The following is a 12,612-nucleotide window of genomic DNA, read 5'->3' as shown; positions in this document are numbered from 1 at the left end:
GGCCCCGCCTCACTTCGCCTCCGAATACCGCTCCACCGTCGCCGTCGTGAACGGGAAACGCACCGGCGTCTCCCCGAACGCGATCCGCCCCGCCTCGTCGCCCGCCGCGCGGATCGCCTCCGTGACGGCCGCGGCCTCCTCGGCCGGGCAGTGCACGATGACCTCGTCGTGCTGGAAGAAGACCAGCTCGGCCCGCATCCCGGCGAGGGCGCGGCGCAGCGACGCGAGCATCAGCAGGGCCCACTCGGCGGCGCTGCCCTGGACCACGAAGTTACGGGTGAAGCGGCCCCGGGCGCGGGCGTCGGTCGACGCGTACCCCGGCACGTACTGCTCGGGGGCGTCCTCCACGGCGGCGGCCTGCGGCAGGCCCGCCTCCTCGTCCTCGCCGCCGCCCGCCGCCTTCGGGCTGGTGCGGCCCAGCCAGGTGCGCACCAGGCGCCCCTCCTCGCCCGCCTTCGCCGCGTCGTCCACGTACGCCACGGCGCGCGGGAAGCGGCGGCGCAGCGCGGCCAGGTTCTTCAGGCCGTCGCCGCTGGTCTGCCCGTAGACCGCGCCGAGCAGCGCCAGTTTGGCGTGGTCGCGGTCGCCGGAGAAGGCCCGGTCGGAGAGCCGGGTGTACAGGTCGTCGGGGTGTCCCGCGACCTCCATCAGGCCGGGGTCGCGGGAGATCGCGGCCAGCACCCTGGGCTCCATCTGGTCGGCGTCGGCGACGACCAGCCGCCAGCCCTCGTCGGCGACCACGGCCTGCCGGATCACCTTGGGGATCTGGAGTGCCCCGCCGCCGTTGGTGGTCCAGCGCCCGGTGACCGTGCCGCCCGGCTGGTACTCGGGGCGGAAGCGCCCGTCGCGCACCCAGTCGGCGAGCCAGGACCAGCCGTGGGCGGTCCAGATCCGGTAGAGCTTCTTGTACGCGATGAGGGGGGCGACCGCCGGGTGGTCGAGCTCCTCCAGCTCCCAGCGCCGGGTGGACCGCACCCGGATCCCGGCCCGCGCGAAGGCCCGCAGCACGTCGGCGGGCAGGTCGGGCCGCACCCGGTGCCCGAACGCGGCGGACACCTCGTCGGCCAGCTCCGTGAGGCGGCGCGGCTCGCCGCCGCCCGCGTACCGCTCGCCGAGCAGTCCGTGCAGCACCTCCCGGTGCACGTCGGCCCGCCAGGGCAGCCCGGCCCGGTTCATCTCGGCGGCGACCAGCATGCCGGCGGACTCGGCGGCGGTGAGCAGCCGCATCCGCCCCGGGTGCTCGGCCCGGTCGTGGCGCCGCTGCTGTTCCGCGTACACGTCGAGGAGCGCGTCGAAGGGGAGGCCGGCGGAGGGCACCGGCTCGAAGAGGGAGTCCTGCGAGCCGGGTTCGGCGGCGCGCGGCGGCGGGTCGGGCGGCACCGGCGCGTTGTGCAGGCGGGCGCAGGCGGCGGCGGCCGAGCGGGGCTCGCCGAGCCGCCCCTCGTGGCCGAGGAGGAGCTGTTCGGCCACCTCGATGTCGTAGCAGCGCTCGACGCGGACGCCGGCGGCGAGCAGCCGCGGGTACACCTCGGAGGTGGCGCGCCAGACCCAGCGGGTGACGTCCGGGCGGGAGCGGACGGCCGCCACCAGGTCCGGCTCGCGCCGCACCTCACCGGCGGGCAGCCCGTCGGGCCCGAGGGCGACGAGCAGCGCCCCGTCCCCCTCCGGCTCGGGCGCGAGTGCCCACCTCTCGGTCACGAGTGCGAGTCTGGCACCCGCCACTGACAATCAGCGGGAGGCGAGCCACGCCACCGCCGCTCAGGCGGCCTTGTGGAAGAGGGCCGCGGCCTCGCCCCGGGAGCCGACGCCCAGCTTGTTCAGGATGTTGGCGACGTGGAACTTCACGGTGGACTCGCTGATGTGCAGCTCCTGCGCGATCTGCCGGTTGCGGTGCCCGAGCGCCAGATGGGTCAGCACCTCGACCTCGCGCTCCCCGAGCCCGGTCAGCGGGCTCATCGCGGCGGCCGGGGCGTCCGGCGTGGCGAGCGGCACGGTCGCCGTGAGCGTGGTGCCCCAGCCGGGCACGGCGTCCAGCTCCAGGCGCCCGCCGAGCACCTCCAGGCGATCGGTGACGCTGCCCGCGCCGAGCGGGCAGGAGTCGAGCAGCCCCGGCCCGTCGTCCCGGACGGTGGCCCGCAGTTCGTGCTCGGTCAGGGTCCAGCCGACGTGCACCCGGGAGACGGCCTCCTGCTCCAGGACGATCAGGAGCAGCGCCCGGACGATCGCCCGCGTGCCGTGCGCCACGTCCGCGGGCAGCGTGCGGACGGACTCCGGCGGGCCGAGTTCGAGGCGTACGGGGCTGTGCCGCAGCATCGGGCGCAGCACGTCGGAGAGCCGGGCGAAGGCCTCCAGGGCGGGTTCCTCGGCGACCGACCTGTCCCGCTGGGACTCGGCCCGCAGCTCGATCAGGGACGACACGGCCAGGTCGGTGGCGGTCGCGCGGGCGGCGGAGTCGTCCAGGGCGCGGCTGCGCAGCACCCCGAGGAGCCCGGAGAGCGCGGCGGCGTGCGCGGTGGTGAGTTCGGCGGTCACCCGCGCCCGGGTGTCGGCCGCCGTCCGCGAGCGGGCCAGGGCGTCCGGCACGGCCTCGCTCGCGAAGCGGTCGAAGTGGCTGGTCACCAGGTCCCACAGGGCCTGCGCCAGGCCGAGTTCGGCGGCGCCCGCCGGTTCGGCGCCCTCCTCCCGTACGAGGACGAGGACCGACCCGCGGGGCGTGGCGTCGCTCCGTACCGCGACCACCTCACGCTCCGCCCCGCCCACCCAGGCGGGCCCCTGCCAGGGCTCGCCGGGGACCCCGGCGGCGAGCAGTGGGGTGAGCTCGGCGGCGGTGAACGGCAGCTCGGCGCCGCCGCTCCGCTTGAACGGCGAGTGCGCGCAGTGCGTGGACAGTTCGACCGCCGCGCGGTGCGGGATCAGCGGCTCCAGGACCTCGGAGAGGCGCGGCAGGATCTCGCCCAGCGGCTGCCGGATGACGTCGTGAGCGGCCAACAGGGCGCCGGTGGCGGTCAGTTCCATGAGGGACAGCGTACGGCCGTCCTTTCGGTCAGGTGGGACTGTCCGTTCGGATGGCGGGGCGGGGGTGGTCCCGGACGGATGCTTGATCCATCGAAACGGATCACAACGCACTTCTGCGGATCACCGAAGACGGATCCGGAGCAGGGAGACGGGGAGTCATGGAAGCGATCGTGTACGGGGAGTTCGGCGGCCACGAGGTCCTGCGCCACGAGTCGGCCGTGGCCGTGCCCGAGCCCGGCGCGGGCGAGGTACGGGTCAAGGTGGCGGCGGTCGGCGTCAACCCGGTGGACTGGAAGCGCCGTTACGGCTGGGTCGAGGAGTTCTACCCGACGACCTTCCCCGCCGTCCCCGGCCTGGAGTTCGCGGGCACCGTCGACGCGCTCGGCGAGGGCGTGACCGGAGTGCGCGTCGGCGACGAGGTGTTCGGCTGGACGACGACCGGCGCCTACGCCGAGTACGCCCTCGCCGGGGTCTTCGCCCCCAAGCCCGCCGCCCTCTCCTGGGAGCAGGCCGCGAGCATCCCCGTCGCCGGCGAGACCGCCCGGCGGGTCCTCGACCTGCTGGACGTCGGGGCGGGCGAGACGCTGCTCCTGCACGGCGCCGCCGGTGCCGTCGGCGCGGTGGCCGCGCAGCTGGCCGTCGCGGCGGGCGTGACGGTGATCGGCACGGCCTCGGAGCGGAACCACGCCTTCCTGCGGGAGCTCGGCGTGACCCCCGTGACCTACGGCGAGGGCCTCGCGGACCGGGTCCGCGAGGCCGCCCCGCAGGGCGTCGACGCGGTCTTCGACGCGGCGGGCCACGACACCCTGCCGGTCTCCGTCGAGCTGCTCGGCGGCGAGAAGTCCCGCATCGTGACCATCGCCGCCCCCGACGCCCACGAGCACGGCATCGTCTTCTCCGGCGTCACCGTCGAGGCGCCCGTCGCACGCCGCCTCCTCACCGAGCTGGCCGCCCTGGTGGCCGACGGCCGGCTCCGCCTCGACCTCGCGGAGACCTTCCCCCTCAAGGAGGCCGCCCGCGCCCAGGAGCTCAGCGAGTCGGGACACGTCCGCGGCAAGCTGGTGATCCTGCTCTAGGGGCGTCCGAGGAGGTGCCCAAGAGGGCGTCCAGGGGGGCGTCCGTGGGCCGCTCCCCGGGGCGGTGTCGCGGCGGCTCAGAACCAGCCGGCCTTGACCACCGTGTGCCCGGCCGCCGCCGCCCGCCCGTAGAACGCCCGCAGGTCGCGGTGACGGCCCCGGAAGATCTCCAGGACCAGGGCCTCGGCCCAGCCGGGGCCGAAGGCGGCGAGGATCTTGGCGCCCGCCGCCTCCCACAGCGCGTCGAAGGGGACCTCCGCCAGGAACGCGGCGGCGGTACGGACCTCGGCCGGTTCGAGGAGGAGCAGCGGCGGGTGCGCACGGTGGCCGTCGGGCGCCCCGGCCGGCTGTCTGCCGCCGAAGACCGGCAGCCACCCGGCGGCGTCCCCGCTCGCCGAGAACAGCTCGTGGACCAGGTCGAAGTCCTTCTCCAGCGACTCGGCGACCCCCGCCGCGTACTCCACCTGGTGGTGTTCCCAGGCCGTCGCCATGAAGGCTTCGAGCCAGGCGTGGTCGTCCAGGATCTCGGCCTCCGCGGCGGCCCGCAGATGCATGTGCATGGTTCCCCCGTTCGACGGCCCGCACACCGGGCCGACCGGCGAAAACCTACCCGCCCGCACAGACATCCGACCCGGCCTCCGCCGTCACGGGGGCCACCAGGACCGGAGGGGGCGACACGGGGGTGCGGCCCCGCCGGACGGCACGGGACAGGGACCCGGCTCCGACCCCGGTCCCTGTCCCGTCCCGACTCCCCAGCCTCTCCCGTCAGCGCGAGAGCCGCCACGCGGGGAGCGCGGCGGCGCCCGTCGCAACCACCGCGCACGCCCCCGCCACGGCCCCCGCCCACGCCCACGGAACCGTGACCGCGACCGGCGCGGAGAGCACCGCGAGCCCCGCCCCCAGACCGGCGAGGCAGACCCCGGCGACGACCAGCCCCAGGACCGCCCCGATGCCGACGGCGAGCAGCGTCTCGCCCGCGACCACCCGCAGGACCTGCGCCCGGGTGGCACCGGCCAGGCGCAGCGAGGCCAGTTCCGGGCCGCGCGCGGAGGTCGCCATGAGCAGCGTGTTGGCCAGGGCGATCACCGTGTAGAGGACGGCGATGCCGAGCACCAGGAGCAGGCCGAGGCGGGTCTGCGGGGTGCTCGCGGCGCCGGCGGGGAAGGCCGCCGCCGCCCAGGCGTCCGCGGTACGGACGGTCCCGCCGGGCACCGGCACGGGCCGGTCGGCGTCGATCCGGTCCACGGTCGCGCCCGGGGCGTTCGCCCAGGTCACAAACGGTCCGTTGTCCCCGGTCCCGCGCGCGAGCACCGCCGCGACCCGCAGCCGCACCGGCCCCCGGCCGTCCGCCGTCCACACCTCCACCCACTCGCCGACCGTGTGCCGCTCGAACTCCTCGGTGACGACGATCGACCGGTCGTCCAGCTCGCGCGGATCACCCGCGACGACCGGCAGCCGGGCGTACGAGGCCCAGGCGGCGGGGTCGGCCACGGCCCGCGCCCCGTACTTGACCAGCGCCTCCCCGCCCTCCCGTACGAAGACGGAGGTCGGGCCGGTGGGGGACGGGGGGCGGACTGCCCCGGACCCGGCCGTGGTTGCTGGGGCCCCGGCCCGGACCGCCCCGGCCCCGCCCCGGGCTGCCGCCGCCCCGTCCCGGGGCAGCCCCGTGCCCGTCGTGACGTACGCGGCGCCCGTCTGCGCCCGTGCCTCCGCCGCCTTCGCGCCGGTCACGGTGGCCGCCGAGCCGAGCAGGGTGCCGGTGAGGGCGACCGTCACCAGGACGGGGGCGGCGACCGCGGCGGTGCGGCGGACGGCCGCCGCGCCGTTCTCGCGTACGAGCGTCCCGACCGCCCCCGGCAGCCGCAGCGCGCGGGCGGCGGGGCGGACGAGGAGCGGGGCGAGCAGGGCGGTGCCGGTGATGAGGAGCATGGGCTGGGTGACGTACGTCTTGCGCTTCAGGAGCGTGGACGGGTCCGTCGCGCACGTCCACGCCAGCAGGCCCAGGCCGCCGAGGAGCAGGCCCGCGCCGAGCAGCGCCCGGCCGAGGGGGAGGACGCCCGCGTCGACGTCCGCCTCGCGGAGCGCGGCCGCCGGGCCGATCCGCCCGGCCCGGCGGGAGGCGGCGAAGGCGCCCGCGAGGGCGACCGTCACCCCCGTGCCGAAGGCGGCGGGGAACGGCCAGGTGACGCCACCGGCCCCGATCGTGAACCAGTCGGGGGCCACCCCGCCGGCCACCAGGACCCGGGCGAGCCGCGGCGCGCCGGCCGAGCCGAGCAGGCACCCGGTCGCCGAGGCGAGGGCGCCGACGCAGGCCGCCTCGGCGAGCAGCGTCCGCCGCACCTGCCCGGTGGTGGCCCCGGCGGTGCGCAGCAGCCCGTACTCGCGCCCGCGCAGGGCGACCGCGAAGGCGAAGGTGGAGGCGACGACGAAGACGGAGACGAAGGCGGTGACGCCGCCCGCGGTGCCGAGCAGGGCGTTGAGGGTGACGAGCGCCTGCGCGTCGCGGCCCGCGTCGGGGTCGGCGAGCCGCCGCTCGGCGCCGGTGAGCACGCGGGCCCGCCCGTCGGCCAGGGCCAGGACCTCGGCGGCGGGGGCGTCGACCCCGACGGCGTCCGGTCCGCCGGAGACGGTGACGGTCCAGCGGGCCCGCAGCTCGCGCAGGAGTTCGGTATCCACAGGCTGTGGACGGTCGAGCGGGAGGGCGACGACGGCGCTCCCCGGCCCGCGCCGCACCTCGGCGGAGAGCCGGTCCTGACCCTGCACGACGACGGGCGAGGACGCGAATCGCTGCGGGGCCCGTTCGGGCGCGTGCGCGGTGGCGGCGAGACCGAGCCCCATGACGACGAGCAGCCCCGTCCCGAGCGCGAGCGCGAGGAACCCGCCGAGGAAGGACGCCCAGCGGGCCCGCAGCCCGGCGACGACGACGGTCAGCACGCGCGGCCTCCGCTCCGCGTCTCCAGTCCCGCCATCCGGGCCGCGACCGACTCCGCCGTGGGCGCGTGGAGTTCGCCGCGCACGCGGCCGTCGACCAGGAAGACCACCCGGTCCGCGCTGGCCGCGGCCACCGGGTCGTGGGTGACCATGACGAGGGTCTGCCCGTCGTCGTCGACGAGCGCGCGCAGCATGTCGAGGACCTCGCGGCCGGTCGTGGAGTCGAGCGCGCCGGTCGGTTCGTCGCCGAACAGGACGGCGGGGGCGGTGATCAGCGCGCGGGCCAGCGCGACCCGCTGCTGCTGGCCGCCGGACAGTTCGCCCGGCCGGTGCCGCTCGCGCCCGGCGAGGCCCACCCGGCCGAGGGCGTCCCGCACCCGGGCCCGGGACGGGCGGCGGCCGGCGAGCAGCAGGGGCAGGGCCACGTTCTGGGCGGCGGTCAGGGAGGGCAGCAGGTTGAACGACTGGAAGACGAAGCCGATCCGGTCCCGCCGCAGCAGCGTGCGCCGCCGTTCGCTCAGGCCGTCCAGGGCGACCCCGCCGACCTCGACCGTTCCGGCGGTGGGCCGGTCCAGGCCGGCCGCGCACTGGAGCAGTGTGGACTTCCCCGAGCCGGAGGGGCCCATCACGGCGGTGAAGCTGCCGGTGGGGAAGTCGAGGTCGACGCCGTCGAGGGCGCGGACGTCTCGGTGGTGGCGGCGCAGGCCGCGGAGCCGGACGGCGTAGGAGGTCATGGTCCCAGCGAACCGTCCGCGCCGTCCCGGATCACGCCCTCTGGCGGGCGTCCCGGGGGTAGGGCCGGCCCTACCCCCGGCGGCGACCTGGGACGATGGCGGGGGGACACACAGGGTGTGGAGGAGCGAGGCGCAGTGCGGTCGAGGAGGCACCCGGCATGAGCAGAGGCACCGGCAACGGCAGGCGCGGGGGCGCGGACACCGGCAACGGCGCCCGATCCGGCGGCGGCAAGGGCTCCGGTACCGGATCCGGCGCGCGATCCGCCCCCGGCACTGGCACCGGCACCGGCACCGGCGGCGACGGTACGGGCGAGGCCATCCGCGTCGTCGAGGAGGCGCTCAAGGCGCTGTACGGGAACGACGACCGGGCCCTGGACACGGCGGCCTCCCTGCTCGCCGCCGCCCCCGGCGCGGACGCCGAACTGGCCCGGCGCGGCGAGGAGTTCGTCCGCTCCCTGTGGACGCGCGGCTGGCAGCCGGCCGACCTCGTCCGGATGGCCCGCCGCGACCTGGCCGAGGAGCACGTCCGGCTCCTCTCCGGCCTCGTCCGCGCCGAGACGGCCCGCTACGAACGCCTCCCGCACCGCTGGCAGGCCCAGCTCGACGCGCTCGAACCGGCCGGCTGGACCGCCGACCGCTTCTCGTACGCGACGGGTGTCCTGGAGCTGTACCGGCTCCTGGTCCGGCTGCCCCGCCTCGACGCGGTCGGCCCCGTGCCGGGCGAGGCCCTGCCGCCGCCCGTCGCGGGCGAGCCCAAGACGCTGAGCCGGATCCGCGCGCTGCTCGCGAAGGCCGAGGCGACGACGTACGCGGAGGAGGCCGAGGCGCTGACCGCCAAGGCCCAGGAACTGATGGCCCGCCACAGCCTCGACGAGGCGACCCTCGCGGCGGGCGCGCCCTCGCCGGAGACGCCGGGGGCGCTGCGGATCGGCGTCGACGCGCCGTACGAGCAGGCGAAGGCGATCCTGCTGGACGCGGTGGCGACGGCGAACCACTGCCGGGCGGTGTGGAGCGAGGGGCTCGGCTTCTCGACGGTCGTCGGCTTCGAGGCCGACCTGGACCCGGTGGAACTGCTCTACACCTCGCTGCTCGTGCAGGGCACGGCCGCGATGACCCGGGCGGAGGCGGAGCAGCGGGCCGGCGGCCGCAAGCGCACCAAGTCGTTCCGCCAGTCCTTCCTCCTCGCCTACGCGAACCGGCTCGGCGCCCGCCTCTCCGCCACCTCCCGCCGCGTCGCCGCCGAGGCCCCGACCCTCCTCCCGGCCCTCGCCACCCGCGACGTCGCGGTCACCGCCCGCACGGACGAGCTCTTCCCGGAGACCCGCACCAGCAGGGTCCGGGCCGCCTGGGACGAGGACGGCTGGAACCACGGCACGACGGCGGCGGACCGGGCGGGCCTGGGGGCGCGGGCGAGGGGCGAGATCGACTGAGGCGGGGGCGCGGCAACCGCGCCACGATCGTGCACCCCGCCCCCCCTCGGGCAGGGGCCACACCGCCCGAATGCCCGTTTCGCCCCACATCGCGACTAGGCTCGCCCTCATGAGCTGGCTCCGGGCGCTGAAGGAGACCGCGCGCTCGGGGCTCTCCGTCGAGCGGCGGCGGCTGGAACCCGCCGTGGCCGCGCGCGGGGCGCTGGGGCTGGCGCTCGTCGTCGGGGTGTCGCTCGCGCTGTTCGGGCCCGCGGTGGCGGCGTCGTCCGCGTTCGGCGCGTTCCAGGCGGCGATCGCGACCTTCCAGCGCTCGTACCGGCCGCGCCCCACTCTCGCGCTGGCCTCCGGCGCGAGCCTCGCCGTCTCGACCTTCATCGGCTACCTCACCGCCTCCCACCCGGCCCTCTTCCTCGTCCTGCTCGCCGTGTGGACCTTCCTCGCGGGCCTGGCCTGGGCCGTCGGGCCGACCGTCGGCATCATCGCCGCCTCCAACGTGGCGATCATGCTGGTCACGGTGACCCTGCCGACCTCGGTCGCCACCGCCGCCGGGCACGCCGCGATGATCGCCGTCGGCGGTCTCGTGCAGGCCGCGCTGATCGTCGCCCTGCCGGTGCGCCGCTGGGGCGCCCAGCGCGACGCGCTCGCCGACGCGCTCGCGGCGGAGGCCGACTACGCCCGGCGGCTGCGCCACGACCCGATCGCCTCCTTCGACCCCGTCCCGCTGATGACGGCCCGCAGTGCCGCCGCCGTCACCCCGCGCCAGGCCCGCCGCCGCCCCGCCGAACTCCACGGGGCCCGTGGCCTGGCCGAGCGGATCCGGCCGGTGCTCGCCTCCCTCGCCGACCCGGCTGTCGGCGCGCCCGCCGAGGGCCCGCAACGGGACCGGGTGCGCGAGCTGCTGGCCGCGGCGGCCGAGGTGCTGGACGCCGCCGCGCACGCCATCCGGCACGGCGAACCGGTCGAGCTGCCGCCCGCGGCCGTCGCCGCGCTGCGCACCCCGGACACCGGCGCGATCCTGACGGGTGCGCCCCGCCGGGCCGCGATCCGGCTCGCCGCGCTGCTCGGCGACGTGACGGAGACCGCCGAGCCCCGCACGGAGACGGCCGCCGAGGCCCGCAGCCGCCCGACCCTGGTCGCGCTCGTGCCGGTGGCGCTCGCGAGGATGCGCGCCGAGCTGCGCCACGAGTCGCCGATCCTGCGCCACGCGGTCCGGGTCACGGCGGTCGCCTGCGCCGGATATCTGATCGGGACGGCCCTGCCGCTCGGGCACGGCTACTGGGCGCCGATGGCCTCGGTGATGGTGATGCGCCCGGACTTCACGCAGACGTACGCGCGGTCCGTCGCCCGCTTCGGCGGCACCCTCGTCGGGGTCACCCTCGCGTCGGGGATCGTCCAGGCCGCGCACCCGGGCGTGTACGGCTCGGCGGCGCTCGCGGTGCTGTGCGCGTTCGGGATGTACCTGCTGATGCGCACGGGCTACGCGATGAGCCAGGTCTTCGTCGCCGCGTACGTCGTCTTCCTGCTCGGCATGGCCGGCGAGGGCCTCTCCCAGACCATCCGCGACCGCCTCCTGCTGACCCTTCTCGGCGGCGTCCTCGCGATGCTCTCGTACGCGGTCTACCCGGCCTGGGAGACGCCGAGGCTGCGCGGCCGGCTCGCGGACTGGCTGGTCGCCGACGGGCGGTACGCGGCCGCCGTCGTCGCCCACTACGCCGACCCCACCGGGCCCTCCTGCCCCGATGTGCGCGAGGCGCTGCTCGGCACCCGCACCGCCCGGATCGCCTGGCAGGAGGGGCTGGCCCGGGCCGCCCACGAGCCGGTCCGCCACCGGGGCCTGTCGCACGCGGCGGCGGACGGGGCCGAGGCCGCTCTGGCCCAGCTCGGCCGGGTGGCCATGCTCCTGGAGGCCCATCTGCCCGAGCGCGGCGCGCCGCCCGTCCCGGAGGCCGCGGCCCTGGCGGAGGCGCTGCGGCGCAGCACGGAGCGGGGCGCGAAGGCGGTCCGGGAGCGCAAGGTGCCACGCTGGGACGAGCTGCGGGAGACGGTCGGGGCGTGGGCCGCGGGGGAGGGGGCGCCGGACCACTTCCTGCTGCGCAAGGGCGCCCCGCTGCTCCTGGAGGCGCTGGACGACCTGGCGCTGGCGCTGACGGAGTCGTCCCACCGCTAGCCGGCCGTCCCGGCCCCACCGGCCCCCACCTGCGCTGACGTGCCGTCAAGTCTCCGCACGCTGAGTCGCGTAGTCACTACGCCACCCCGCGTGCACGTGCATCTGCTCATGCATCGGTATATGAACGCAGCTATGATCCGAGGAAGTTGACACATGCACCAAGCATCCCGGGGAGCTACCAGTGCACCACGCGCATCACGCGTACAACGGCATGGCGGCCACGGAGCTTCGTGGTGTCGTGTGGCAGAAGAGCCGGCACAGCAACTCCCAGGGCTCCTGCGTGGAGTTCGCCAAGCTGCCCGGGGGTGACGTCGCCGTCCGCAACTCGCGCCATCCCGACGGCCCCGCGCTCGTCTACACGCCCGCGGAGATAGAGGCCCTGCTGCTGGGCGTGAAGGACGGGGAGTTCGACCACCTGGTCTGAGGCATGGGTGTACGGGAAGGGCCCCGGCGGCGACTGCCACCGGGGCCCTTCCCGTACCTCGTACGTACGTACGTCCCTCGTGTCCCGCGGCTACTCCGGGCCCAGCCGGAACAGCGCCCACACGACCTTGCCGTGCAGGGTGCCCGCCAGCGGGTGCCAGCCCCAGCTGTCGCTGAAGGAGTCCACCAGGAACAGCCCCCGGCCCGACTCGGCGGCGAAGTCCTCGCCGCCCTCGCGCGCCTCCGGGCTCTCCTGGCTGGGGTCGCGCACGGCGCACACGAGGCGTGAGGCCCAGCGCATGAGGTGCAGGCGGACGGGTGGATTCAGGCCGTCCTCGTACGCCGGGGGCGAGTCCGCCGGCACCGCGTGCCGCAGCGCGTTGGTGACGAGCTCCGAGACGACGAGGGCCACGTCGTCGAAGCGGTCCGCGAGATCCCAGTTGGTGAGCGTCCGACTGGTGAACTTCCGTGCGCCGCGCACCGCTTCGTAGCGGGGCGGCAGGGCGCAGGAGGCGGAGTTGGAGACGGCCGCGGGATCGATCGGCGGGAGGCCCTGCCGTAACGGCTCGAGCATGGTCGATCCATTCGGTCCCATGCGAGGCACTCCCGGGAATCGCGACTGTGGTGCGACAACGGTGCGACAACGGTGCGGCAGCACGCGCGAGTACACGGCTGTGCGGGCCCCATGGTTCCGAATGCGCGGTGGGGATGCAAGGGCAGATGCACGTGCACGCGCCGGACCTGTCCGCCCCCGTGCCGAATCTGTGCATAAGTCTCCCCGGACGAGTGACCCCGCTGCCCGGAACCCGCCCCCTATGCGTAATCGAATGTGTACG

The 12,612-nt window shown here is 76.3% G+C and carries 10 protein-coding genes; 4 read left to right on the top strand and 6 right to left on the bottom strand.

Annotation, left to right across the window (positions count from 1 at the left end; translation table 11 throughout):
• Window positions 1-9: 9 nt before the first annotated feature.
• Together ACZ3ZE_RS19065 and ACZ3ZE_RS19060 are read right to left on the bottom strand one after the other, a co-directional pair.
• Window positions 10-1,698 (bottom strand): bifunctional 3'-5' exonuclease/DNA polymerase, encoded by a 1,689-nt coding sequence (locus ACZ3ZE_RS19065; protein WP_361176719.1) that lies wholly within the window; start codon window positions 1,696-1,698, stop codon window positions 10-12.
• Between the two features lie 60 nt (window positions 1,699-1,758).
• A complete protein-coding gene (locus ACZ3ZE_RS19060) occupies window positions 1,759-3,015 on the bottom strand; it encodes a helix-turn-helix transcriptional regulator (RefSeq protein ID WP_361176717.1) in 1,257 nt (418 codons plus the stop codon).
• 158 nt (window positions 3,016-3,173) lie between these two features.
• Here ACZ3ZE_RS19060 and ACZ3ZE_RS19055 point away from each other — a divergent pair, with 158 nt between their 5' ends.
• The gene (locus ACZ3ZE_RS19055; RefSeq protein ID WP_361176715.1) at window positions 3,174-4,091 is read left to right on the top strand and encodes an NADP-dependent oxidoreductase; all 918 of its coding nucleotides are present in this window, start codon (window positions 3,174-3,176) and stop codon (window positions 4,089-4,091) included.
• Window positions 4,092-4,168: 77 nt separating this feature from the next.
• Here the strand turns inward: ACZ3ZE_RS19055 and ACZ3ZE_RS19050 are convergent, their stop codons facing one another.
• From ACZ3ZE_RS19050 to ACZ3ZE_RS19040, 3 genes are all read right to left on the bottom strand, one after another.
• Entirely contained in the window at window positions 4,169-4,651 is a 483-nt protein-coding gene (locus ACZ3ZE_RS19050; RefSeq protein ID WP_361176713.1) for a DUF1877 family protein, read from the bottom strand.
• A 205-nt stretch (window positions 4,652-4,856) separates the two neighbouring features.
• Window positions 4,857-7,025 carry an ABC transporter permease gene (locus ACZ3ZE_RS19045; protein ID WP_467259871.1) on the bottom strand — a complete coding sequence of 723 codons (2,169 nt, stop codon included), beginning with the start codon at window positions 7,023-7,025 and terminating at the stop codon, window positions 4,857-4,859.
• Window positions 7,019-7,756: an ABC transporter ATP-binding protein gene (locus ACZ3ZE_RS19040; RefSeq protein ID WP_467259869.1), complete on the bottom strand. Its 738-nt coding sequence runs from the start codon at window positions 7,754-7,756 to the stop codon at window positions 7,019-7,021. Before ACZ3ZE_RS19040 ends, ACZ3ZE_RS19045 begins: the two co-directional genes overlap by 7 nt.
• 158 nt (window positions 7,757-7,914) lie before the next feature.
• Here ACZ3ZE_RS19040 and ACZ3ZE_RS19035 point away from each other — a divergent pair, with 158 nt between their 5' ends.
• From ACZ3ZE_RS19035 to ACZ3ZE_RS19025, 3 genes are all read left to right on the top strand, one after another.
• Entirely contained in the window at window positions 7,915-9,186 is a 1,272-nt protein-coding gene (locus tag ACZ3ZE_RS19035) for a DUF2786 domain-containing protein (protein ID WP_467259867.1), read from the top strand.
• A gap of 109 nt (window positions 9,187-9,295) precedes the next feature.
• Window positions 9,296-11,353, top strand: coding sequence for an FUSC family protein (locus ACZ3ZE_RS19030; protein ID WP_361620788.1), 2,058 nt, complete (start codon window positions 9,296-9,298; stop codon window positions 11,351-11,353).
• A gap of 211 nt (window positions 11,354-11,564) precedes the next feature.
• On the top strand, window positions 11,565-11,777 hold the full coding sequence (locus ACZ3ZE_RS19025; RefSeq protein ID WP_063992029.1) for a DUF397 domain-containing protein: 213 nt from the start codon (window positions 11,565-11,567) through the stop codon (window positions 11,775-11,777).
• Between the two features lie 90 nt (window positions 11,778-11,867).
• Here ACZ3ZE_RS19025 and ACZ3ZE_RS19020 read toward each other — a convergent pair whose 3' ends face one another.
• Window positions 11,868-12,371, bottom strand: coding sequence for an ATP-binding protein (locus tag ACZ3ZE_RS19020; protein ID WP_361176703.1), 504 nt, complete (start codon window positions 12,369-12,371; stop codon window positions 11,868-11,870).
• Window positions 12,372-12,612: the final 241 nt, after the last annotated feature.

Source organism: Streptomyces sp. NPDC023157, assembly GCF_055560575.1.
This window is presented reverse-complemented; position numbering and strand designations above follow the sequence as displayed.

What these genes read in the sequence shown, in the direction of transcription:
- ACZ3ZE_RS19035 (WP_467259867.1), top strand. Translation starts at nt 7,915, where the DNA reads ATGAGCAGAGGCACCGGCAACGGCAGGCGCGGGGGCGCGGACACCGGC.
- ACZ3ZE_RS19050 (WP_361176713.1), bottom strand. Translation starts at nt 4,651, where the DNA reads ATGCACATGCATCTGCGGGCCGCCGCGGAGGCCGAGATCCTGGACGAC.
- ACZ3ZE_RS19025 (WP_063992029.1), top strand. Translation starts at nt 11,565, where the DNA reads ATGGCGGCCACGGAGCTTCGTGGTGTCGTGTGGCAGAAGAGCCGGCAC.
- ACZ3ZE_RS19040 (WP_467259869.1), bottom strand. Translation starts at nt 7,756, where the DNA reads ATGACCTCCTACGCCGTCCGGCTCCGCGGCCTGCGCCGCCACCACCGA.
- ACZ3ZE_RS19030 (WP_361620788.1), top strand. Translation starts at nt 9,296, where the DNA reads ATGAGCTGGCTCCGGGCGCTGAAGGAGACCGCGCGCTCGGGGCTCTCC.
- ACZ3ZE_RS19055 (WP_361176715.1), top strand. Translation starts at nt 3,174, where the DNA reads ATGGAAGCGATCGTGTACGGGGAGTTCGGCGGCCACGAGGTCCTGCGC.
- ACZ3ZE_RS19060 (WP_361176717.1), bottom strand. Translation starts at nt 3,015, where the DNA reads ATGGAACTGACCGCCACCGGCGCCCTGTTGGCCGCTCACGACGTCATC.
- ACZ3ZE_RS19020 (WP_361176703.1), bottom strand. Translation starts at nt 12,371, where the DNA reads ATGGGACCGAATGGATCGACCATGCTCGAGCCGTTACGGCAGGGCCTC.